The organism is Streptococcus sp. 17.1 (assembly GCF_016648655.1).
Lineage (GTDB): Bacteria > Bacillota > Bacilli > Lactobacillales > Streptococcaceae > Streptococcus > Streptococcus salivarius_E.
The window spans coordinates 1-21,231 of sequence record NZ_JACLQM010000023.1; the positions used below are offsets into that span (position 1 = coordinate 1).

24 protein-coding genes and 2 tRNA genes are annotated in these 21,231 nt (G+C 38.0%); 3 read left to right on the forward strand and 23 right to left on the reverse strand.

Annotation, left to right across the window (positions count from 1 at the left end; genetic code table 11):
* Positions 1-310: 310 nt before the first annotated feature.
* The 5 genes from H7T99_RS09575 to H7T99_RS09595 form a co-directional block, all read right to left on the reverse strand.
* Positions 311-943 carry a CHAP domain-containing protein gene (locus H7T99_RS09575; protein WP_002891908.1) on the reverse strand — a complete coding sequence of 211 codons (633 nt, stop codon included), beginning with the start codon at positions 941-943 and terminating at the stop codon, positions 311-313.
* Positions 944-1,129: 186 nt separating this feature from the next.
* Positions 1,130-2,473 carry a type I glutamate--ammonia ligase gene (gene glnA, locus H7T99_RS09580; protein WP_037602734.1) on the reverse strand — a complete coding sequence of 448 codons (1,344 nt, stop codon included), beginning with the start codon at positions 2,471-2,473 and terminating at the stop codon, positions 1,130-1,132.
* A gap of 48 nt (positions 2,474-2,521) precedes the next feature.
* Positions 2,522-2,896: a MerR family transcriptional regulator gene (locus H7T99_RS09585; RefSeq protein WP_008535631.1), complete on the reverse strand. Its 375-nt coding sequence runs from the start codon at positions 2,894-2,896 to the stop codon at positions 2,522-2,524.
* 173 nt (positions 2,897-3,069) lie between these two features.
* On the reverse strand, positions 3,070-3,573 hold the full coding sequence (locus tag H7T99_RS09590; protein WP_037602725.1) for an FUSC family protein: 504 nt from the start codon (positions 3,571-3,573) through the stop codon (positions 3,070-3,072).
* A gap of 188 nt (positions 3,574-3,761) precedes the next feature.
* Positions 3,762-4,961, reverse strand: a complete 1,200-nt coding sequence (locus H7T99_RS09595) for a phosphoglycerate kinase (RefSeq protein ID WP_037602718.1) — start codon at positions 4,959-4,961, stop codon at positions 3,762-3,764.
* A gap of 141 nt (positions 4,962-5,102) precedes the next feature.
* Here H7T99_RS09595 and H7T99_RS09600 point away from each other — a divergent pair, with 141 nt between their 5' ends.
* Entirely contained in the window at positions 5,103-5,807 is a 705-nt protein-coding gene (locus H7T99_RS09600; RefSeq protein ID WP_037602717.1) for a hypothetical protein, read from the forward strand.
* A gap of 111 nt (positions 5,808-5,918) precedes the next feature.
* Here the strand turns inward: H7T99_RS09600 and gap are convergent, their stop codons facing one another.
* From gap to rsgA, 10 genes are all read right to left on the reverse strand, one after another.
* Entirely contained in the window at positions 5,919-6,929 is a 1,011-nt protein-coding gene (gene gap, locus H7T99_RS09605; protein ID WP_002884461.1) for a type I glyceraldehyde-3-phosphate dehydrogenase, read from the reverse strand.
* Positions 6,930-7,116: 187 nt separating this feature from the next.
* A complete protein-coding gene (gene fusA / locus H7T99_RS09610; RefSeq protein ID WP_002891917.1) occupies positions 7,117-9,198 on the reverse strand; it encodes an elongation factor G in 2,082 nt (693 codons plus the stop codon).
* Between the two features lie 211 nt (positions 9,199-9,409).
* Entirely contained in the window at positions 9,410-9,880 is a 471-nt protein-coding gene (rpsG, locus tag H7T99_RS09615) for a 30S ribosomal protein S7 (protein WP_002884746.1), read from the reverse strand.
* A gap of 18 nt (positions 9,881-9,898) precedes the next feature.
* Entirely contained in the window at positions 9,899-10,312 is a 414-nt protein-coding gene (gene rpsL, locus H7T99_RS09620) for a 30S ribosomal protein S12 (RefSeq protein ID WP_002884809.1), read from the reverse strand.
* Positions 10,313-10,540: 228 nt separating this feature from the next.
* A complete protein-coding gene (gene purR / locus H7T99_RS09625; RefSeq protein WP_002891918.1) occupies positions 10,541-11,356 on the reverse strand; it encodes a pur operon repressor in 816 nt (271 codons plus the stop codon).
* 93 nt (positions 11,357-11,449) lie between these two features.
* Positions 11,450-12,391 (reverse strand): 3'-5' exoribonuclease YhaM family protein, encoded by a 942-nt coding sequence (locus H7T99_RS09630; protein ID WP_002884679.1) that lies wholly within the window; start codon positions 12,389-12,391, stop codon positions 11,450-11,452.
* Positions 12,381-13,655 carry a DNA recombination protein RmuC gene (gene rmuC / locus H7T99_RS09635; RefSeq protein ID WP_037602713.1) on the reverse strand — a complete coding sequence of 425 codons (1,275 nt, stop codon included), beginning with the start codon at positions 13,653-13,655 and terminating at the stop codon, positions 12,381-12,383. The genes H7T99_RS09630 and rmuC overlap by 11 nt, the downstream gene beginning before the upstream one ends.
* Before the next feature lies 1 nt (position 13,656).
* Positions 13,657-14,289, reverse strand: coding sequence for a thiamine diphosphokinase (locus tag H7T99_RS09640; RefSeq protein WP_037602710.1), 633 nt, complete (start codon positions 14,287-14,289; stop codon positions 13,657-13,659).
* On the reverse strand, positions 14,282-14,941 hold the full coding sequence (gene rpe, locus H7T99_RS09645) for a ribulose-phosphate 3-epimerase (RefSeq protein ID WP_002884311.1): 660 nt from the start codon (positions 14,939-14,941) through the stop codon (positions 14,282-14,284). The genes H7T99_RS09640 and rpe overlap by 8 nt, the downstream gene beginning before the upstream one ends.
* A gap of 7 nt (positions 14,942-14,948) precedes the next feature.
* The gene (rsgA, locus tag H7T99_RS09650) at positions 14,949-15,821 is read right to left on the reverse strand and encodes a ribosome small subunit-dependent GTPase A (RefSeq protein ID WP_004183599.1); all 873 of its coding nucleotides are present in this window, start codon (positions 15,819-15,821) and stop codon (positions 14,949-14,951) included.
* 134 nt (positions 15,822-15,955) lie between these two features.
* Between rsgA and H7T99_RS09655 the strand changes: the two genes are divergently transcribed.
* A tRNA-Leu gene (locus H7T99_RS09655) sits at positions 15,956-16,038 on the forward strand.
* A gap of 39 nt (positions 16,039-16,077) precedes the next feature.
* Here H7T99_RS09655 and rsmA read toward each other — a convergent pair.
* The 5 genes from rsmA to trxA all read right to left on the reverse strand — a co-directional run bounded on the left by rsmA (position 16,078) and on the right by trxA (position 19,271).
* Positions 16,078-16,950 (reverse strand): 16S rRNA (adenine(1518)-N(6)/adenine(1519)-N(6))-dimethyltransferase RsmA, encoded by an 873-nt coding sequence (gene rsmA / locus H7T99_RS09660; RefSeq protein ID WP_037602708.1) that lies wholly within the window; start codon positions 16,948-16,950, stop codon positions 16,078-16,080.
* Positions 16,951-17,076: 126 nt separating this feature from the next.
* On the reverse strand, positions 17,077-17,637 hold the full coding sequence (gene rnmV / locus H7T99_RS09665) for a ribonuclease M5 (protein WP_037602706.1): 561 nt from the start codon (positions 17,635-17,637) through the stop codon (positions 17,077-17,079).
* A complete protein-coding gene (locus H7T99_RS09670; protein WP_037602752.1) occupies positions 17,630-18,406 on the reverse strand; it encodes a TatD family hydrolase in 777 nt (258 codons plus the stop codon). Before H7T99_RS09670 ends, rnmV begins: the two co-directional genes overlap by 8 nt.
* A gap of 53 nt (positions 18,407-18,459) precedes the next feature.
* Entirely contained in the window at positions 18,460-18,891 is a 432-nt protein-coding gene (locus tag H7T99_RS09675) for a CoA-binding protein (RefSeq protein WP_002891932.1), read from the reverse strand.
* 65 nt (positions 18,892-18,956) lie between these two features.
* Entirely contained in the window at positions 18,957-19,271 is a 315-nt protein-coding gene (gene trxA / locus H7T99_RS09680) for a thioredoxin (protein WP_002884315.1), read from the reverse strand.
* Between the two features lie 194 nt (positions 19,272-19,465).
* On the opposite strand from trxA, the gene H7T99_RS09685 reads away from it, so the two are divergent.
* Complete coding sequence (locus tag H7T99_RS09685) at positions 19,466-20,248, forward strand: protein-ADP-ribose hydrolase (protein WP_037602703.1); 783 nt, start codon at positions 19,466-19,468, stop codon at positions 20,246-20,248.
* Between the two features lie 34 nt (positions 20,249-20,282).
* Here H7T99_RS09685 and H7T99_RS09690 read toward each other — a convergent pair whose 3' ends face one another.
* From H7T99_RS09690 to H7T99_RS09700, 3 genes are all read right to left on the reverse strand, one after another.
* Positions 20,283-20,693, reverse strand: a complete 411-nt coding sequence (locus H7T99_RS09690) for an acyl-CoA thioesterase (RefSeq protein ID WP_037602700.1) — start codon at positions 20,691-20,693, stop codon at positions 20,283-20,285.
* Between the two features lie 17 nt (positions 20,694-20,710).
* Positions 20,711-21,046 carry a conjugal transfer protein TraF gene (traF, locus tag H7T99_RS09695; protein WP_037602698.1) on the reverse strand — a complete coding sequence of 112 codons (336 nt, stop codon included), beginning with the start codon at positions 21,044-21,046 and terminating at the stop codon, positions 20,711-20,713.
* 109 nt (positions 21,047-21,155) lie between these two features.
* A tRNA-Asn gene (locus tag H7T99_RS09700) sits at positions 21,156-21,229 on the reverse strand.
* Positions 21,230-21,231 lie beyond the last annotated feature (2 nt).

Here is a 21,231-nt window from a genome sequence, read left to right on the forward strand (position 1 = left end):
GAGTGTCAGTTTCAAAAACAAGTGAAATCTTGATATTTTGGTCTTTAATTCCGATTAATTCTGTGGTATTCTTAATAAGTCTCATAAGTTCTTCCTAATGATGGTTTGGTTGCTTTTCATTATAGTTCTTATGGGACTTTTTGTTTACACTCAAAAAGCTCTATAATCTCTACAGTGGTTTTACCCACTACAGAAATTATAGAGCCATAAAAAAATGGTAGCCATCTAGCTACCATTTTTTAAGTTTAAATCTAGTCCAATACACAATCCTTCAGTAAGTAAAAAAGCGCTATAAGCGCTTCTTTCCGTTTTATGCACCTGGATAAATGTAAGATACTGAACCTGGTGTTAGTGAATTTTGTGGATCAAACCAACCACGATAGTTATTGATTTGTTGTTGACCTTGATAATTTGACTCCAAGATTTGAATTTGACCATCTTGACCAACTTGTGTTACATAACCAACGTGACCATAACCACCATCAGTCCAACATACAATTGATCCTGTCACAGGTGTTGAACCTACAGCATAACCTTGGCTAGCAGCGCTTCCGGCCCAATCACCACCATTACCCCACCAGTTACTTGCCCATGGAGCGACTTCCTTAACACCCCATGTACATTGACCAACTGGATAGCGATTCCAAGTAGCATCTGAATCAGTAGCTGTTACCTCTGAAGAAGAAACTTCTGTTGTTTCTTCAACTGCCGTAGTAGCTCCTGAAACTTCCAAGCTTCCACCAGGAACAATTGTTGACCAAATAGTCATGCCATTTTCAGCTGCTAATTGATAAGGATCTACACCATACTGACTAGCAATCCCGAAGAATGAATCTCCATTTTGAACTGTATAAGTATCAGCATTAACTGTTTGTGCGACTGTAAGACCGAGCAATAATGCACTTGAGGCTGCTGCCAAAGCAGCTTTTTTTGTAGTTTTCATATTTCCCCCTGAATAAGATTAATATGGAATTAGTTTAACACTCTCATATTTTAATGCGATTAAGGGGGAATAAAGAAATATGACAAAAGAAAACAGCTCAGTTAAAACTACGTAATTTGTCCAAGAACTTAATAAATTTAGAAGAAAAAGAAAACCAGGCATAACCTGATTTTCAAATTTAATTCCTTAATAAATGTCCAAGTAGTTATCAATTTCCCATTGTGAAACAAAGGTAGCATAGCTTGCCCATTCCATACGTTTCGCATCAAGGAAGTTTGTATAGATATGATTACCCAAAGCTTGACGAACCACTTCATCTGTTTCCAATGCTTTAAGAGCGTTACGAAGTGTTGATGGCAAATCAATAATACCTGCTTCTTTACGTTCTTCAGGAGACATTGAGTAAATGTTTGTTTCAACTGGATCTGGAGCATCAACCTTGTTAATAATACCATCAAGACCAGCTTCCAAAAGAACAGCAAGTGCCAAGTATGGGTTTGCCATTGGGTCTACTGAACGCAATTCCAAACGTGTACCCATACCACGAGACGCAGGAACGCGGATTAATGGTGAACGGTTGCTACCTGCCCATGCAATATATACAGGAGCTTCATATCCAGGAACCAAACGTTTGTAAGAGTTAACTGTTGGGTTAATAATTGCAGTATAGTTGTATGCATGTTTCATCAAACCACCAAGGAAGTAGTAAGCGTCTTGAGACAATTGCATACCACGTGGATCCTCTGGATCAAAGAATGCATTTCCTTCTTCAGTGAAGAGAGACATGTTACAGTGCATACCGCTACCAGCAATACCATATTTAGGTTTCGCCATAAATGTCGCATAAAGACCATGTTTACGAGCGATTGTCTTAACAACCAATTTGAAAATTTGGATATTATCACAAGCCTTCAAAACATCTGTATACTTGAAGTCGATTTCATGTTGACCAACCGCCACTTCATGGTGAGATGCCTCAACATCAAATCCCATTTCTGTCAACACATTAACGATTTCACGACGTGTGTTGTCTGCAAGGTCAGTTGGTGCAAGGTCAAAATAACCACCTTTATCGTTAACTTCAAGCGTAGGATTACCTTGCTCATCTAATTTGAAAAGGAAAAATTCTGGTTCTGGTCCAAGGTTAAATGATTTATAACCAACTTCTTCCATATGACGCAAAGCTTTTTTCAAGTTACCACGAGGGTCACCAGCAAATGGTTCACCCGCAGAAGTATAGATATCACAAATAAGACCAGCTACTGCACCATTTTCATCGCCCCAAGGGAAAACTGTCCACGTATCAAGATCTGGATAAAGATACATATCAGATTCGTTGATACGAACAAATCCCTCGATTGATGAACCATCAAACATAGCTTTATTTGAAAGTACCTTATCCAACTGTTCATCTGTCGCAGGAATTTCAACGTTCTTCATAACACCAAGGATATCAGAGAACATTAAACGCAAGAAAGTAACATTCTTCTCTTTGACTTCGCGACGAATATCAGCTGCTGTGATTGCCATAATAGGGGTCTCCTTTATAAAAACCAAAAATAAAAGTTCAAAGCGTAATTAGATACGCAAGTTACCAAATTGTTGTGACGGGGTCGTAAAACGGCCTTGCTGAAGGAGTTCATCATGCAAGATACGTCGAACGTCCGCATCTGTTAAAGCCACTTGTTTTTGTTGGGCACGAACTTCACGCTCTTCGTACTCATGTTTAATCGCTGCAATATTGTAACCATCATCCAAAAAATCTTTGATTTCCAATAAACGATCCATATCATTTAATGAGTACATCCGACGATTTCCAGCTGTACGTTCAGGTTGAATTAAACCTTGATCTTCATAGTAACGAATTTGACGAGCGGTTAAATCCGTCAACTTCATAACTGTTCCAATCGGAAAAACAGCTAGAGAACGCCTTAATTCTTTCTCTCTTGCCATGATTATCCTCCTTTCCTAACAATTATATTCTGAATATTTCTACATGTCAACAGTTTATGTTACTTTTTCTTACACAACAAGCAATTCCCGAACATTACATTGTGTATTCGCTCTAATTTAAGGATTTTATCGAAAAATCATAAAAAATAGAGTCCAATAGAACCCTATCATTCTTATTTTAAATGTTTAAGTAGCCAATCATAATCATAATTGACAAGGATTGCTATAAAGACTCCACAGAAAGTTTCAAAGACTCTAGCAATAACATAAGTAAAGGTATTATCAGGCGGAATAGACAAGGTAATAATCAAAAGTGCAGCCACCCCTCCAATAACACCAGAAGCATTATTAAAAGACACATTAATGACAATCGTTAACATTGTCAAAATTGGAACCAATAGCAAGGTCACCCAAACTGAATGATGAAACCACATATTCACAAAGTAAAATAATAGCGACAAAAGACCTCCAACCGTATTCGCAAAAATACGTGATTTACCAAACTGAATACTTCTATCAAAGTTTTCTCGAAGACTAAAGACTGCTGTCAAACAACCAATCTGAAGCCCTTCCCAACCTAAAGCAGAAAAAAGACCTAAAACAAGAAAGACAGCAAGTCCCGTCTTAAGTGTACGCATACCAAATTTAAATTTTTTCGGTTCAAATTTCAATCCCATTTTACCATTTTAACATGATTATGAACCATTTGGCTACTTATACAGTATGTTACTGCAAAGTTCTAACTAATAATCGCCAATTTTTAGAGAGAAACTTACTTTCCAATAATAGTTTTAGCCTCTATCAAACACTCAATGAGATGACACAAAAAAGAGTTGGTTTCCCAACTCTTATCATTCTAATAGACTTATTTATCAGTAAGTGCAGCCAATCCTGGAAGTTCTTTACCTTCAAGAAGTTCCATAGAAGCACCACCACCAGTAGAGATCCATGAGAATTTATCTGCACGACCAAGGTTGATAGCTGCGGCAGCTGAATCACCACCACCGATGATTGATTTAACGCCTGGTTGTTTCACGATAGCGTCCATCACACCGATTGTACCAGCTTGGAAGTCAGGATTTTCAAATACACCCATAGGTCCGTTCCATACAACTGTTTTCGCACCAGTCAAGGCTTTATCGAATTCAGCAATTGATTTAGGACCGATATCCAAACCAAGGAAACCTGGGTCTACTGCTTCACCTTCAGTGTCTTTCACTTCAGTGTAGTCAGCAAATGCATTAGCTTCTTTTGAGTCAACTGGCAAAATCAATTTACCGTTTGATTTTTCAAGAAGAGCTTTCGCCACATCCAATTTATCTTCTTCTACAAGTGAGTTACCGATTTCGATACCTTGAGCTTTGTAGAATGTGTAAGTCATCCCACCACCGATAAGAACTTTATCAGCTTTTTCAAGCAAGTTTTCGATAACACCGATCTTATCAGATACTTTAGAACCACCAAGGATAGCTACGAATGGACGTTCTGGAGTTTCAACTGCTTCTTTGATGTAAGCAATTTCATTTTCAAGAAGGAAACCAGCAACAGCTTTGTCAACATTTGCTGAGATACCAACGTTAGATGCGTGTGCACGGTGAGCTGTACCGAATGCATCGTTTACGAAGATACCATCTCCAAGTGATGCCCAGTATTTACCAAGTTCAGGATCGTTTTTAGATTCTTTCTTGCCATCAACATCTTCAAAACGAGTGTTTTCAACCAAGAGAACTTGTCCATCTTCAAGAGCGTTAACAGCTGCTTCCAATTCTGCACCACGTGTAACGCCTGGGATAAATTTAACGTCTTGACCCAATTTCGCAGCCAAGTCAGCGGCTACAGGAGCAAGTGATTTTCCTTCCTTATCAGCTTCTTCTTTTACACGTCCAAGGTGAGAGAAGAGGATTGCACGTCCGCCTTGTTCAAGAATGTACTTGATAGTTGGAAGAGCAGCAGTGATACGGTTATCGTTAGTGATCACGCCATCTTTTACAGGTACGTTGAAGTCAACACGAACGAGAACTTTTTTCCCTTTCAAGTCAACATCTTTAACAGTCAATTTAGCCATTTGATCAGACTCCTTAATTTTTTAATACGTTTTCATTATATCACAAAATGCATAAAAGAGATAGCAAAATCAGAAGGATTTCTAGCTTATTGCTAGTATAATACATTTATCATATAATCAAAATAGAAAGGTAAAAAAGCTATGAAAAAACAACTAAACAATAGGCAGCAACAAGCTGACTATGATCTAAATGTAATCCTCATTCTTACCCTTGTTCCTCTTCTACTCTTTCTTACTTTTAAACCAACTCTTTTTTCCTACACTAACCAAACCTTAGTACCACTATGGCTTCGATTAATCTTATTAGCCAGTTGTCAATTTGCCATTGCAGGCTTGGGAACCAGCACTGTTATGCTTTATCGTAAAGAATCTTTCAGATACTTTAGATTAATCACAAAAAAACTAGTTCCTACCCTTTTTCAATCTCTTCTTATAGCCTTACCACTTATCATATTGAAAGTAGTTACTCACCAGATTCATTCCTATCTACCTCTTCAATCAATACAATTAACAAAAGAAGTAATGATACAATCATTTCCTAGTAATATCCTAGCATACCTATTCATCTGTCTTATTTGGGGATTCTGGGAAGGATTTAACTATGTAGTCATCGCTGAAAAGATACGCATACGTTTTCCATCTCCTTACTCTTGGTTAGATAGTGGAGCAATAACTTGTGCGATTTTTTGCCTTCTTATCCATGGAATCATTGGTTTTGATATCTATACCTTATTTGAAGCACTTACCGTTTTTATACTAATTTATGGTATGCTAGCCATTCAAAAACACAATAAAAACTCCTGGGGTTGTGTCATGCTCTTTCTACTTATTTGGAATTCCTTCTAGCTTATTCATAAATCACAATACCACTAAGATTATGACAGCCAATTTATACGGCTGTTTTATTATTTTGAGAAATAAAAAAAGAGCCGAAGCTCTTCTTTTTATACAATTGAATTATTTAGCGATTTTCGCGAAGTATTCAAGAGTACGTACAAGTTGTGAAGTGTATGACATTTCGTTGTCGTACCAAGAAACAACTTTAACCAATTGTTTACCATCAACAGTTTGTACTTTAGTTTGAGTTGCATCAAACAATGAACCGTAAGAAATACCTACGATATCTGAAGATACGATTGGATCTTCAGTGTAACCGAATGATTCGTTTGAAGCTGCTTTCATAGCTGCGTTCACTTCATCAACAGTAACGTCTTTTTCAAGAACTGCCACCAATTCAGTAACTGATCCAGTTGGAACTGGAACACGTTGTGCAGCACCGTCAAGTTTACCGTTCAATTCTGGGATAACCAAACCGATAGCTTTAGCAGCACCAGTTGAGTTAGGAACGATGTTTGCAGCACCAGCACGTGCACGACGAAGGTCACCACCACGGTGTGGTCCGTCAAGGATCATTTGGTCACCAGTGTAAGCGTGGATAGTAGTCATCAAACCTTGTTTAACACCGAAGTTATCTTGCAATGCTTTAGCCATTGGAGCCAAGCAGTTTGTAGTACATGAAGCACCTGAGATAACTGTTTCAGTACCGTCAAGGATGTCGTGGTTAGTGTTAAATACGATTGTTTTAACATCGTTTCCACCAGGAGCAGTGATAACAACTTTCTTAGCTCCACCTTCGTGCAAGTGTTTTTCAGCAGCATCTTTCTTAGCAAAGAAACCAGTTGCTTCAAGAACGATTTCTACACCGTCGTTAGCCCAGTCAATTTGTTCTGGGTCACGTTCAGCAGAAACTTTAACGAATTTACCGTTAACTTCAAATCCACCATCTTTAACTTCAACAGTACCGTCGAAACGACCTTGAGTTGTGTCGTATTTCAACAAGTGTGCAAGCATAACTGGATCTGTAAGGTCGTTGATGCGTGTAACTTCAACACCTTCTACGTTTTGGATACGACGGAAAGCAAGACGACCGATACGACCGAAACCGTTAATACCAACTTTAACTACCATTAGTGATTTCCTCCTTATGAAAATCAAATAAATATAATTTTGAGAGCAAGCTCTCCCTATTGTGAAAAGATTAACTTGAGCGCTTTCAACTCAACCTTTCAACAGTCATATTATATAATTTTTTTCAAAAAATTGCAAACAGAAAAGGCACTTACTTTCATAAGTACCTTAACTTTATAAGTTCTAATTAAGCTTCACCAGAATTTTTCTTGATGATTTCTTCTTGAACTGATTTAGGAACATCTTCATAGTGGTCAAATACCATCATGAATGTACCACGTCCTTGTGTTGCAGAACGAAGTGTTGTTGCATAACCGAACATTTCAGCAAGTGGAACATATGCACGAACAATTTGGCTGTTACCATGTGCTTCCATACCATCAACACGTCCACGACGAGCTGTAACGTGACCCATAACATCACCAAGGTTTTCTTCAGGAACAGTGATTGTTACAAGCATCATTGGTTCAAGGATAGTTGGTTGTGCAGTCTTAGCAGCTTCTTTAAGTGCAAGAGACGCAGCGATCTTGAAGGCAGTTTCAGATGAATCGACATCGTGGTATGAACCATCGTAAAGTTTAGCTTTGATGTCAACCATTGGGTATCCAGCAAGGACACCGTTAGCCATAGATTCTTCCAATCCTTTTTCTACTGCAGGGATGAATTCACGTGGAACCACACCACCGACGATAGCATTTTCGAATTCGAAACCTTTACCTTCTTCATTTGGAGTAAATTCAATCCAAACATCACCAAACTGACCTTTACCACCAGATTGACGTTTGAAGAATCCACGTGCTTGTGTAGCTGCACGGAATGTTTCACGGTATGATACTTGTGGAGCACCTACGTTTGCTTCAACTTTGTGTTCACGTTTCAAACGGTCAACAAGGACATCAAGGTGAAGTTCACCCATACCAGAGATAACTGTTTCACCAGTTTCAGGGTTAGTTTCAACACGGAATGTTGGATCTTCTTCAGCAAGTTTTTGAAGACCGATACCCATCTTATCTTGGTCAGCTTTAGTCTTAGGCTCAACCATCAATTGGATAACTGGTTCTGGAACTTCGATTGACTCAAGAATAACTTTAGCTTTTTCATCAGTCAATGAGTCACCAGTTGTAGTATCTTTCAAACCGATAGCAGCAGCGATATCACCGGCGTATACTTGTTCAATTTCTTGACGGCTGTTAGCGTGCATTTGAAGGATACGTCCGATACGTTCACGTTTACCTTTAGATGTGTTCATTACGTATGAACCTGATTGAAGGATACCTGAGTAAACACGGATAAATGTCAAACGACCTACAAATGGGTCAGTCATGATCTTGAAGGCAAGAGCTGCAAATGGCTCATCATCAGATGCTGGACGAGTTTCTTCTTCGTCTGTATCTGGGTTGATACCTTTGATTGCAGGGATATCAAGTGGGCTTGGAAGGTAATCGATAACCGCATCAAGCATCAATTGAACACCTTTGTTCTTGAAGGCAGAACCACAAAGAACTGGGAAGAATTCAACATTGATTGTTGCACGACGGATAGCTGCTTTCAATTCCTCGTTAGTGATTTCTTCACCTTCAAGGTATTTCATCATCAAATCTTCGTCAGTTTCAGCAACTGCTTCGATCAATTTTTCACGGTATTCGTTTGCTTGATCAACGTAATCTGCTGGAATATCTTCTTCAAGAATATCTGTACCAAGGTCATTAGTATAGATTTCAGCTTTCATTTTAATCAAGTCAATGATACCACGGAAATCATCTTCAGCACCGATTGGCAATTGGATTGGGTGAGCGTTTGCTTGAAGACGATCGTGAAGTGTGCTTACTGAGTAAAGGAAGTCTGCACCGATTTTATCCATTTTGTTGGCAAATACGATACGTGGAACACCATACTCAGTTGCTTGACGCCAAACTGTTTCAGTTTGAGGTTCTACACCTGATTGTGAGTCAAGAACGGTTACGGCACCATCCAATACACGGAGTGAACGTTGTACTTCGATTGTGAAGTCCACGTGTCCTGGTGTATCGATGATGTTAACGCGGTGACCATCCCATTGTGCTGTTGTAGCGGCAGATGTGATGGTGATACCACGTTCTTGTTCTTGCTCCATCCAGTCCATTTGTGATGCACCTTCGTGAGTTTCACCGATTTTGTGGATTTTACCAGTGTAGTAAAGGATACGCTCTGTTGTAGTTGTTTTACCGGCATCGACGTGGGCCATGATACCGATATTACGAGTTTTTGCAAGTGAAAATTCGCGTGCCATTAGGTTTATTCTCCTATAAATATTTTAGTTTACTTATTTATTATAACATTATTGTCAAAAAACGGATAGGCAGGACCTACCCGTTTTTCACTAATATTTAACTGGTTTTCAAATGATAGGAATGATATTATTTGAATTCAAAGTCAGCCTATTACAAATCCATAATCTTATCTTATGAATATATGACTGTAATTCAGCTTGAAACTTATGATTACCAGCGGAAGTGTGCAAAGGCACGGTTTGCTTCAGCCATTTTGTGAGTATCTTCACGTTTCTTAACTGATGCACCAGTGTTGTTTGCAGCATCCATGATTTCTTTTGCAAGACGATCTTTCATAGTGTGTTCACCACGCGCACGTGATGCGTTAACCAACCAACGAAGACCAAGAGTTGTACGACGTTCTGGACGAACTTCAACTGGGACTTGGTAGTTTGAACCACCTACACGACGTGCACGTACTTCAAGTACAGGCATGATGTTGTCCATAGCTGTTTCAAATACTTCAAGAGCATCGTTTCCAGTTGCTTCTTTAATTTGCTCGAAAGCATCGTATACGATTGTTGCAGCAGTACCACGTTTACCGTCAAGCATTACACGGTTGATAAGACGTGTAACGATTTTTGAATTGTACAATGGATCTGCCAATACTTCGCGTTTAGGCGCTCTATTTTTACGACTCATTTTATCTTATCTCCCTTCTTATCCTTTAGGACGTTTAGCACCGTATTTAGAACGGCTTTGTTTACGATCAGCTACACCTGCAGTATCAAGTGCACCACGGACGATGTGGTAACGTACCCCTGGAAGGTCTTTTACACGTCCACCACGGATAAGAACAACGCTGTGTTCTTGGAGGTTGTGTCCGATACCTGGGATGTAAGCAGTAACTTCGATAAGGTTGCTCAAACGTACACGAGCGAATTTACGAAGGGCTGAGTTAGGTTTCTTAGGTGTCATTGTTCCAACACGTGTTGCAACACCACGTTTTTGTGGTGAAGATACGTTAGTTTGAACTTTTTTGTGGCTATTGTAACCAACGTTCAAAGCTGGTGATTTAGATTTAACAACTTTTGATTGACGTGGTTTACGAACCAATTGGTTAATTGTAGGCATCTACATTCTCCTGTGTTTTTTTATTTTTGGTTGATATGGCACTTGGTGACAGCCCATATCTGTGTGTACTTTTGCAACTTATGTCAGCACGTCTCTGTACACTTTTGAGAGACCAAAAGTAAAAAGTACCGTCTAGTATAATATCATTTTTCGATAGTTATTGTCAACAGTTTCTTGTTAAAAAGAAAAATTCCTAATCATCAAATTAGGAATAATATCGTAGATTAATTACTTGTCAAAAATATTACCGACTTCAACTTCTACCTTCTGTGCTTTTACATCAATGTCAGAAACAGTAAGTAATGATTTATATTCATGGATATCACGATCGCCCTTGGCATTTTCTGCGAATACAGCTACACCTACTAACTCACTATCAAATTCTGAAAGCAAGCTAATCATACCCGTAATGGTACCACCACCTTTAAGAAAATCGTCAACAATAAGGACGCGGCTATTGGGTTTCAAACTACGTTTTGAAAGGAACATCTTTTCAATACGGTCACTTGAACCACTAACGTAGTTTACCGATACAGTTGAACCTTCTGTAATTTTTAAGTCACGGCGAACAATAACAAACGGAATGTTCAAGACATCTGCTACTGCATTTGCTAAAGGAACTCCTTTAGTTGCTACAGTCATAACGGCATCAATTTTTTGTCCCTTAAAGGCACTAGCAATGATACGACCAACATTTTTCAAAATAGATGGTGTACTCAATAAATCAGATAAGTAGAGATAACCACCTGGTAAGATACGATCACTCTCTGAAAGACGTTTACAAAGATCTTCAACCAGACTTCTTGCATCTTCATCAGAAATGGTCGGTGTAAACATAACACCGCCAGATGCACCAGTTACTGTTTCGATTTCTCCTATTTGACTTTCCTCAAAAGCTTTTTTAATGATAGCAACATCTTCTGAGATTGAAGACTTAGCAGCTTCATATCGCTCTGCAAAAGTATTGAGACTTGTCAATTGATAGGGATTATTAATTAGGTAGTTTGAAATCACTACCATGCGTTCACTTCGTTTTAATTTCATATGTTACCTATATTTTCTGTACTTTTTAACTATTATACCATAATACAGCAAAAAACGAACATTTTCATATAAAATGCTCGCTTAATTTCGATTTTAATCAAATTTTGGCTTGTAGAAGGAACGATTATCCATAGCAAAGAGACGATTTGTCATTTCTCCTGGACCTACTAGGTTAAGGGCTGTCGTCATCATCATCATACTGGCATCAAGATTATCAATCATATGAATAATTTCTGCTTCCATAATACGAGGTCGCACTGGGCTACCATACTCTAGTTGTCCGTGGTGGCTGAGAATAACATGACGCAAAACAACGACATCCTCACGCGTATCATCAATATTGAGCTCCATGAGCACCTTAGTGATTTCTTCATCAATCAAAGCAATATGACCAATCAAGTTTCCACGAACCGTATACTCAGTATTTTCAGGACCAGTAAGTTCAATAACCTTAGCTAAATCATGAAGCATAATTCCGGCAAAGAGTAGACTCTTATTGAGCTCTGGATAAATATCTCCAATGCTGTCCGCTAAGCGAACCATAGTAGCTGTATGATAGGCTAGTCCACTTTCAAAGGCATGATGATTTGTTTTAGCAGCTGGAAAAGTGAAAAACTCTTTATTATACTTTCGATAAAGGGCACGAACAACACGCTGCCAAGTTGCTTCCTCAATCTTGAAAATCATTTGCTCTAGGTATTCGCGTACTTCGGAAGGATTTACTGGTGGTTTCTCTTTGAAATCAGCTGGATCATTTGGCTCACCAAATGTAGGCAAGCGTAAGGTAATTTGGTTTACCTGAGGAGTATTATTATAAACCTCTCGACGTCCCTCCATATGCACTACTTTACCTGCGGTAAATTCTTCGACATTATAAGGTTGAGCATCCCATAGGTTGCCTGAAATCTCTCCAGTATCATCCTGGAATGTAAAGGCAATGTAATCCTTTCCTGCTCTTGTCTTACGTACCTCTGCACGCTTAATCAGATAAAAACCTTCAAAATACTCGTCTTTTTTCATTTGATTAATCTTCATGCTTGTCCTCGTTTTCTAATCGTGGTAAATCCAACAAACTTTGTGTCGCACTGTCTTGATAGGTTTCAATTGTATCAAGAGCTCTAACAATTGCCCTACTCCTTGTGTTAAGAAGACTATCGACGGTTTTACTTGCTGTATTCAATTGTTTCTGAGCTTTAGCTAACATATCTCCAAACCTGCCAAACTCTAGTTTGACGTTGCCTAAAATCTTACTAATATCATCCGCATTCTTTTGAATATTCAAAGTTCTAAATCCTACAGACAATGAATTCAAGAGTGCTGATAAGGTTGACGGACCTGCGATAACAATATTCTCCTCGCGACGAAGGGCGTCAAAGAAGGCCGGTTGACGTACTACCTCAGCATAAAGTCCTTCCGTCGGTAAAAATAATATACCAAAATTTGTAGTTTCAGGTGGGTTAAGATACTTCTTGTTAATATCCTTTGCAAATCGCTTAATACTAGTCAGAAGTGACTTACGGTGATTCTCAATCTCCTCTTTATTACCAGACTCATAAGCATCTTCCAGACGATAGTAATCTTCCAAAGGAAACTTAGAATCAATGGGAAGGTAGATATATTCATCTTTATGGTTTCCTGGCATTTTGATTGCATATTCAACTCGTTCACTTGAACCTGATACCGTAGGAAATTCTCGCTCGTACTGATTAACAGTCAATATGTCTTCAATAATTTGCCCTAATTGAAGCTCTCCCAAAATACCTCGTGTTTTTGTATTTGAAAGGACCTTGTTAAGACTTCCAACATCCTTGGCTACATTTTTCATTTCCCCCAAGCCCTGGTTAACCGACTCTAATTGTCTTGAAACCGTCTCAAAAGAGGCTTGTAAACGTGTTTGTAAGGTTTGCTCAAGTTTCTCTTCAACTGTCTGACGCATTTGTTCCAAACGTTTCTCATTGGAATCCTGCATATCTTTAACAGCTTTGGTTAAGCTTTGGTTTATTTGCTCAAGACGTTGGTCAGAACGGTCTCGATTATCAGACAAATTTTGATGTAAAACTTCTCGGATATCTGTCAACTGTTGATATAGTTCCATCTGCAATTGGTTCAATTGCTTTGTCGTTTCCAGTTGGTTTGTCTTAGCAAAACTTTCTAATTGAAACGAAATTTGATCTGAAAGATTATCTGCATTTTCTTCCAAACTCTTATTAATCTGTTCTTTTAACTCCATATTTCTCAAGAAAAGAACAATAAGAATCCCAAAGCTTAATAAAGTTAAAAGTGTAAGTAGATAGATCATACTAACTCCTATCTTTAGTCTGGATGACAATCACATATCCATTTGGCACAATCACTTGAATTGGACCATCAACAAATTCATTACTAGAGTAGATTTTCTTTTGAAAATAATTCATACTAGTTAATTCGTATTTTGCTCCCAAAATCGTCAGTTCTCCATCACCTTCATGTAAAAAAGAAACATATGTCATTTCAGGTTCTGGTAACAAGTTATGACTTCCTTTTGGATAATAAGTAATCTTATTTTGCTTATCCTGCAAACAGATATGCCTCATAAAAGGAGCTAATTCAGGATCACTGACCAAAAATAGATTTGATAACATATGATCAATTCTGCCACCAAAAGCACCGAAAATAGTTACTTCCGCCTCAGGATATAATTGAAATACAATTTTTAGGGCTAACTCTGTATCCGTGTCATCCTTTTCAGCTGGAGCAATCCTACACTCTTTAGCAGCTGATTGAATCATCTCTAACTCTGACCGAGATACTGAATCAAAGTCTCCGACAGCCAGATTAAGCGGCAAACCTAACTCCAACAAACGTAAGCAAGCACGATCCACCCCAACAAAATAATCAAAATCGGTAGTGAACCACTCTAGCTCACCACCGACAAATAAAGCTATTTTAGGCATCAATAGCATCACGAAGCGTTTGAACTTGGGCTGTCAAATCAGGATTTTTGAAGAGGTAAGAGCCTGCTACAAAAACATTAGCCCCCGCTTTGGCACATGCTGCAATGGTGTTGTTATCTACACCACCATCAACTTCAATATCGAATGAATAGCCACCTTTTTCGCGAAGCTCCACAACACGCTCTACTTTAGACATCATTTCTGGAATGAACGCCTGACCACCAAAACCTGGATTCACAGTCATAATAAGTACTTGATCCACTAAATCAAGTACAGGAATAAGTGCCTCGACTGGGGTTCCAGGATTAATCACAACACCTGCTTTCATACCAGCAGCTTTGATTTTCTGGAGGGCACCATGGATATGTTTAGTCGCTTCAACATGAATAGTCATGATATCTGCACCAGCTTGTGCATAGGCATCCACATAACGTTCAGGATCAACAACCATAAGGTGGCAATCAAAAACCAACTTGCTATGTTTACGCATGCTAGCGACTACATCTGCTCCCCAACTGATATTAGGGACAAATTGACCATCCATAATATCAATGTGAACATATTCCGCACCTGATGCATCAATACGAGCTAGTTCTGAAGCAAAATTAGCGTAATCAGCAGCTAGGATAGAAGGAGCAATTTTATATGACATGAGAGACCTACTTTCTTTTTACAGTTTTTTTATATGTTTCACGACGATTTTCAATTTCACTTAAAAATTGAAGGTAATTATCATAACGGACTTGCCAGATCTGGCCATCTTCAACCTCATCCTTAACAGCACAAGAAGGCTCATGGGTATGGGTACAAGAACGGAATTTACAGCCATGACTAGCTTGACGGATTTCCGGAAAAGCTTCACTCAAGTCCTCGGCATTATCCACTTCATAATCTAGCGAAGAGAATCCTGGTGTATCAGCAATCTTCCCTCCATGAACATCATAAAGACTTACAGCCCTTGTAGTATGACGTCCACGACCTAAACTGTCTGAAATCTCACCTGTTTCCAACTTCAACTCTGGGGCAATACGGTTCAACAAGGTTGATTTTCCAACACCTGTCTGTCCCATAAAGACTGTTATTTTATCAGTCAAGAGCGACAATAGTTCTTCCAAACTGAAGACAAAATCAAAACCAATTTTTTGATACTGTTTTTGAATGGCCTTCATTTCTGAATCATCTTCAACCAAATCCATCTTAGAAATATAAATTACAGGTTTTATATTTTTATGCTCTAGTAAAACCAAAAAACGGTCCAGAAGATTACTATTGAAATCCGGTTCCTTAGCAGACATAATGACCACAGCCTGATCTATATTGACAATGGGTGGACGCACTAAACTATTGATTCGTTGACCAATTTTAAGGATATAACCTTCTGAATTTTCCTCTGCTGAAAATTCGACAAAATCCCCAACGTAAGGTGTTTGTCCTTTTTTTCTAAAATTTCCTCGCGCACGCGTCTGGTATACAACACCATCATGCTCTACATAATAGAAACCTGCCAGTGCTTTGATAATTCTTCCTTGCAAGTGAACTCCTCAATCGTTTAATAGCCCTATTATATCACAAATTAAAAAGCTTTTCTGATCCAAAACAAACCACATTTCCATTTCCTTAAGCTCCTTGCATTTTTAGTAATTTGCAGTATAATAATCCTATCACTGCGGAGGTGGTGGAATGGCAGACACGCATGCTTCAGGCGCATGTGCTTTTTCAAGCGTGAGGGTTCAAATCCCTTTCTCCGCATAGCTAAAAATCCCACTGAAATTCAGTGGGATTTTTAAATTATAGACCTGCTTCACTCAAAGCATCTGATAAGTGTGCAAAATCAGAAATAGATAGAGCCTCTCCACGAATAGAGGGTTTTATATCAGCAATTTCCAAAGCCTGCTCAAGTTTGGTTTTCACTTCTTCAGATTTACCAAAATGATTTGTTAAATTATTCCACAATGTCTTACGACGATGGACAAAGCTAGCCTTAGCCACTCGGAAAAGGAAATCCTCATCTTTAACTTCAACCAACGGTTGTTCACGGCGCGTCATCTTCAAAATTGCTGAGTCAACATTCGGGGCTGGTACAAAGACTGTACGAGGGACAACAAATGCCACTTTAGCGGTCATATAATACTGTACAGCAATTGATAGAGAACCATAAGCCTTGCTATTAGGCTCTGCAGAAATGCGGTCAGCAACCTCTTTTTGCATCATAACAACAAATTCTGCAAAAGGAATCTTACTCTCAATCAAATGCATCAAGATTGGCGTCGTAATATAATATGGCAAATTGGCGACTACCTTAATTGGTAGTTCTGGATTTTTAAACTCTTTGACACGTGTCTGTAAATCCGCCTTGAGAACATCATCATTAATTACGTTAACATTTTCATGGTCACGTAATGTATCCTCTAAAATCGGAACCAACCGATCATCAATTTCAAAAGCCATAACTTCCGCAGCATTTTCAGCTAAGAATTCTGTTAATGCTCCGATACCAGGTCCAATTTCGATTACATTGACATTTTTATCGATCTCTGCCGTATCAATAATTTTTTGTAAAATATTTGTATCCGTTAAGAAGTTCTGTCCAAAAGACTTCTTAAAGGTAAAGCCATGGCGTTCAAGGACAGCCTTGGTCACGCTATAATCTGCAATTCTCATTTATTCTCTTTTCTTATTATTTTCTCGATTTTTATATTTGGACACAAAACAGGTCCAAACCCTTAATTATCCCAACCTCAATAATAAGCTACTTAGTAGCGATTTGATGTTAAGATCACTGGTAATCTAGTAATTTGACATAGCCTCTTCTAGCTCATCTAATGTGATTCCAAACAATTCCAAACGCTTTAAAAGCTGCTTTCCATTGCAATAACCAATACGAAGCGCCTCGCCCAAATATTCTCGACGCTTTCGACTATCTGCTCCCATCAGTAGCCCTAACTTCATAAGATTTGATTTACTAATATCAAACTGATTATCATCATCGTAACTACCTAAAACTCCAGATAAGGCCTTTTGAAGATCCTCAAAACTCGCATGCTCAACACCCAATGAACGACCTTTAGTCTTAGATTTTGGTGTTGCTTCCCCACGGTTTAAAAAAGCATGCTTTGCTGTCGGAACAGCTTCCATAATGATTTTACGGATACGCTCACCATTATAGTCTGGATCAGTAAAAACAATCACTCCGCGTAAGTCATTAAGCTTATCGATACGCTCTAAGTCATCCTCATTAATAGCGGATCCTCTAGTCTCATAGGTATCCACCTCATAAAAACGTCTCAAATTTGCCGTGTCATCCTTACCTTCTACAACGATGACTTCTTGAATCTTTATTTTATTCATCCAGACCAAAAATCCTCATCGCATTGTCATAAGTAGCCCTAGCCACTTCTTCACTCGTTAAACCACGAAGCTCAGCAATCTTGTCTACTACGTAACGTGTATAGCCTGTACGATTCTCACGACCACGTTTGGGAACAGGTGCCAAATACGGTGCATCCGTTTCAACCAGAATCTTATCTAAAGGTAACTTCTGAGCAGCTTCTTGGACATCCAAAGCCTTCTTAAAAGTTACAACACCTGAAAATGAAATCATCATTCCAAGATCAACAAATTTTTGAGCCATTTCTAGGGATCCTGAGTATGAGTGCATAATCCCCCCACGAGGACCAACACCAACTTCTTTAATAACAGCGTAAGTATCCTCAAGTGCATCACGTGTATGGACAACAAAAGGTAAATTGTGTTCCTTTGACAAAGCTATTTGACGCTTAAAGACATCAATCTGAGTTTCTTTAGGATCCTCCATCCAATAATAATCCAAACCGATTTCCCCAAGTGCCACTACTTTCGGATTATCTAATTGTGATACAATCCTATCCTCAATTTCCTGAGAATAGGACCCCGCTTCCGTAGGATGCCATCCAATCGTACTATATAATTGATCATATCTCTCTGATAGTGCTAAAGATTTATTTATTGTTGGTTTATCAAAACCAACAATATTCATTTTAACAACACCTAGTTCAGCTGCAAAATCTATTTCTTCTTGTTCTTTTCCTGCAAAATTATCCACATTAAGATGGGTATGCGTATCAAAAATTTCAATCATAGCTCTATTATAACAAAAACGAGCGAGCATAGCTCACTCACCTTTTCATTTTATTAAACAAAGAGTCGCATATATTCTCTCTTTGTACAACGATTCATTACAATATCCTGTCTATTCGCTTGACGAAGAATAGTCTCAGCCTCCTCATTCTCAAGACCAATTTGACTCCAAAAAACTGTTGCATCCGTTTCAAGAAAATCATAGGCAACATCTGGTAAAAGCTCACTTCGTCTAAATACATCAACAATATCAATCGAAAATGGGATATCTTTAAGATGAGCATAAACATGCTCTCCTAGAAGCTCCTGACCTTCTAGTTTGGGATTTACTGGTATAATACGATAACCAGCAGCTTGTAGAAAATGAGCAACCTGATAAGATGCTGCCTCCTTGCGATGAGATAAACCAACAATTGCAATCGTCTTTGCAGATTTTAAATAAGATTCTATAACCTCATCACTAGGATTTTGAAATGAATAAGACATATGATTCTCCTCGTCGTTTGAATAAACTAAAAGTAAAAATCCCCAAAAGGGACTGTGACGATTAGTTAGCTAAGCTCGGCAACGATAGCTTTAATTTGTTCTTTTGTATGTACACCTGCTACTTGCTTAACAACCTCACCATCTTTTTTGAAGAGTAAAGTTGGAATAGACATAATTCCAAACTTCTGAGCTGTTTCTGGGTTCTCATCAACATCTATTTTAACAATCTTAAGTTCATCTTCTGAAATCTCTTCAGAAAGTTGCTCAAGAATTGGTGCTTGCATCAAGCAAGGCCCACACCAAGTTGCCCAAAAATCAATTAAAACGAGGCCTTCAGCTGTTTCTTGTTCAAATGTAGCATCTGTTACTACTTGTGTCATTTAATCATCCTCCTAGACATTATAAAACTTTTGTAGACCTATTCTATATGATTCTAAAGGCTATTGCAAGAATTTGACACATACATAAAAAATTCTTATCAAATATTAGTCATTACCTATCATAGACATTACTTGCCCACAGCCAGTCTTGGGAGTATAATAATAAAAAACTATAAAAATAGAAATGAGTAAATATGGATAAAGATGCAATGATTACCTATCTCATAGGTGAACTCAAAAAAGAAAATCTAGAACTACATGATTTGATTATCCCAGAAGAACTCGAGAAAAAACAAAAACTTCTCAGAGCACTCTTTAATACACGTAAACCAATGGCAGCATCAACACAATTCTTAACAATCCAAGACCTTTACCTACAAGTTAGAAAAGGGGAAAGAGGATTTGTACAACTCAGTTCGCTCCAGCCCATTCCACAAGATGATCGAATCTACCTCTGGAAAGGTGATATTACAAGACTCGAAGTAGATGCAATCGTAAATGCAGCTAATAAAACCTTACTTGGATGTATGAAACCACTTCATGATTGTGTAGATAACGCTATTCATACATACGCAGGTGTTCAGTTACGCCAAGCTTGTTTCGAGCTCATCTTAGAACAAGGATATGAAGAACCCGTTGGCATGGCTAAAATCACCCCAGCTTACAATCTTCCCTCTGCCTTTGTCATTCATACAGTAGGTCCAAAAATAGTAGACCAACCTACACAAATTGATGAAGATCTTTTAGCAAAAAGTTATCTTTCAGTATTAGCACTAGCTGAGAAAAATAACATTGAATCAATTGCTATACCATGTCTATCAACTGGAGATTTCAATTTTCCAAAACAAGAAGCTGCCAAAATCGCCATTCAAACAGTCAAAACCTTTATTGACGAGTCAAGTATAATAAAAAAAGTAATATTTAACGTATTTGATGATGAAAATTTAGCTATTTATCAAAAACTCCTTGCCGAATAAAAGAAGAAAATCAATTTGATTTTCTTCTTTTTTATTACATAACTAAATGCTCTTTTAAAAGATTAAAAAATGACGAATAATCTCTTTTAAGATTGACAAAACTACCGTCCTTAGACAAGAAACTATGTTCAGAAACAGCTGTACAAACAAGGATTCCGTTTTGATTTACCATATTGTATACAAAAGTAAGTTTAGCAGATTTAACTCTTTTAACATTAGTCTCGATAGAAATTACATCTGCAAAAGTAGAAGTAGCTTTATAGTCACAGGAAATTGAAGTAACAGGAGAGATAATTCCCTCCTCTTCAATTTTTTCATAAGGCCAACCTATCTCTCTTAGAAAAAAAGTTCTCGCCTCTTCCATCCATCGAACATAATTAGAATGATGAGTAATACCCATTCGATCTGTTTCATAATACTGGACCTCGTGTTTACAAATAAACATAAGAACCTCCAAAAAGACTAAGAAATAAAATCTAAAATATCATCCTCAGAAAGAGATGAGTCACATACAACCTTAGCAGTTCCATTTTCTGAAACAAAAAGAGCAGGAACTGTAGCAATACCATATCTTTTACGTAAAGCTTGAATATCTTCTAATTCTTCACTATTTTCGCTATTAATATAGAAAATAGTAAGATTTGAATTACGTGCCACATTTGATAATTTAGGTTCAAAAAGTTGACAATATGGACAAGAAGGACGTCCAATAAATAAAATAAATTTTTCAGCTGTATCAATATTCTCCTTAGCCGAAGAAACAGAAATAGGGGTAAAAGCAGATGCAAAATTTGACATAATAATACCTCTCGAATAAAAATCTATTCATATAATATCTTAAAAACGTGAAATTAACAAGAAAATAAAACAAAAAAAGCTAGACCTGCGTCTAGCAATAAGAATTATACTCCGCCAGTAGGACTCGAACCTACGACATCATGATTAACAGTCATGCGCTACTACCAACTGAGCTATGGCGGATA

Bases quoted from the DNA above. Each gene is read 5' to 3' on its own strand.
- H7T99_RS09675 (WP_002891932.1), bottom strand. From the start codon at position 18,891: ATGTCTTATTCATTTCAAAATCCTAGTGATGAGGTTATAGAATCTTAT.
- rpe (WP_002884311.1), bottom strand. From the start codon at position 14,941: ATGTCATATAAAATTGCTCCTTCTATCCTAGCTGCTGATTACGCTAAT.
- H7T99_RS09640 (WP_037602710.1), bottom strand. From the start codon at position 14,289: ATGCCTAAAATAGCTTTATTTGTCGGTGGTGAGCTAGAGTGGTTCACT.
- rpsG (WP_002884746.1), bottom strand. From the start codon at position 9,880: ATGAGTCGTAAAAATAGAGCGCCTAAACGCGAAGTATTGGCAGATCCA.
- H7T99_RS09630 (WP_002884679.1), bottom strand. From the start codon at position 12,391: ATGAAGATTAATCAAATGAAAAAAGACGAGTATTTTGAAGGTTTTTAT.
- H7T99_RS09575 (WP_002891908.1), bottom strand. From the start codon at position 943: ATGAAAACTACAAAAAAAGCTGCTTTGGCAGCAGCCTCAAGTGCATTA.
- H7T99_RS09600 (WP_037602717.1), top strand. From the start codon at position 5,103: ATGAAAAAACAACTAAACAATAGGCAGCAACAAGCTGACTATGATCTA.
- rmuC (WP_037602713.1), bottom strand. From the start codon at position 13,655: ATGATCTATCTACTTACACTTTTAACTTTATTAAGCTTTGGGATTCTT.
- traF (WP_037602698.1), bottom strand. From the start codon at position 21,046: ATGTCAAATTTTGCATCTGCTTTTACCCCTATTTCTGTTTCTTCGGCT.
- H7T99_RS09670 (WP_037602752.1), bottom strand. From the start codon at position 18,406: ATGATTGAAATTTTTGATACGCATACCCATCTTAATGTGGATAATTTT.
- trxA (WP_002884315.1), bottom strand. From the start codon at position 19,271: ATGACACAAGTAGTAACAGATGCTACATTTGAACAAGAAACAGCTGAA.
- fusA (WP_002891917.1), bottom strand. From the start codon at position 9,198: ATGGCACGCGAATTTTCACTTGCAAAAACTCGTAATATCGGTATCATG.
- H7T99_RS09590 (WP_037602725.1), bottom strand. From the start codon at position 3,573: ATGGGATTGAAATTTGAACCGAAAAAATTTAAATTTGGTATGCGTACA.
- purR (WP_002891918.1), bottom strand. From the start codon at position 11,356: ATGAAATTAAAACGAAGTGAACGCATGGTAGTGATTTCAAACTACCTA.
- H7T99_RS09585 (WP_008535631.1), bottom strand. From the start codon at position 2,896: ATGGCAAGAGAGAAAGAATTAAGGCGTTCTCTAGCTGTTTTTCCGATT.
- rpsL (WP_002884809.1), bottom strand. From the start codon at position 10,312: ATGCCTACAATTAACCAATTGGTTCGTAAACCACGTCAATCAAAAGTT.
- rsmA (WP_037602708.1), bottom strand. From the start codon at position 16,950: ATGAGAATTGCAGATTATAGCGTGACCAAGGCTGTCCTTGAACGCCAT.
- glnA (WP_037602734.1), bottom strand. From the start codon at position 2,473: ATGGCAATCACAGCAGCTGATATTCGTCGCGAAGTCAAAGAGAAGAAT.
- gap (WP_002884461.1), bottom strand. From the start codon at position 6,929: ATGGTAGTTAAAGTTGGTATTAACGGTTTCGGTCGTATCGGTCGTCTT.
- H7T99_RS09685 (WP_037602703.1), top strand. From the start codon at position 19,466: ATGGATAAAGATGCAATGATTACCTATCTCATAGGTGAACTCAAAAAA.
- rnmV (WP_037602706.1), bottom strand. From the start codon at position 17,637: ATGAATAAAATAAAGATTCAAGAAGTCATCGTTGTAGAAGGTAAGGAT.
- H7T99_RS09690 (WP_037602700.1), bottom strand. From the start codon at position 20,693: ATGTTTATTTGTAAACACGAGGTCCAGTATTATGAAACAGATCGAATG.
- H7T99_RS09595 (WP_037602718.1), bottom strand. From the start codon at position 4,961: ATGGCTAAATTGACTGTTAAAGATGTTGACTTGAAAGGGAAAAAAGTT.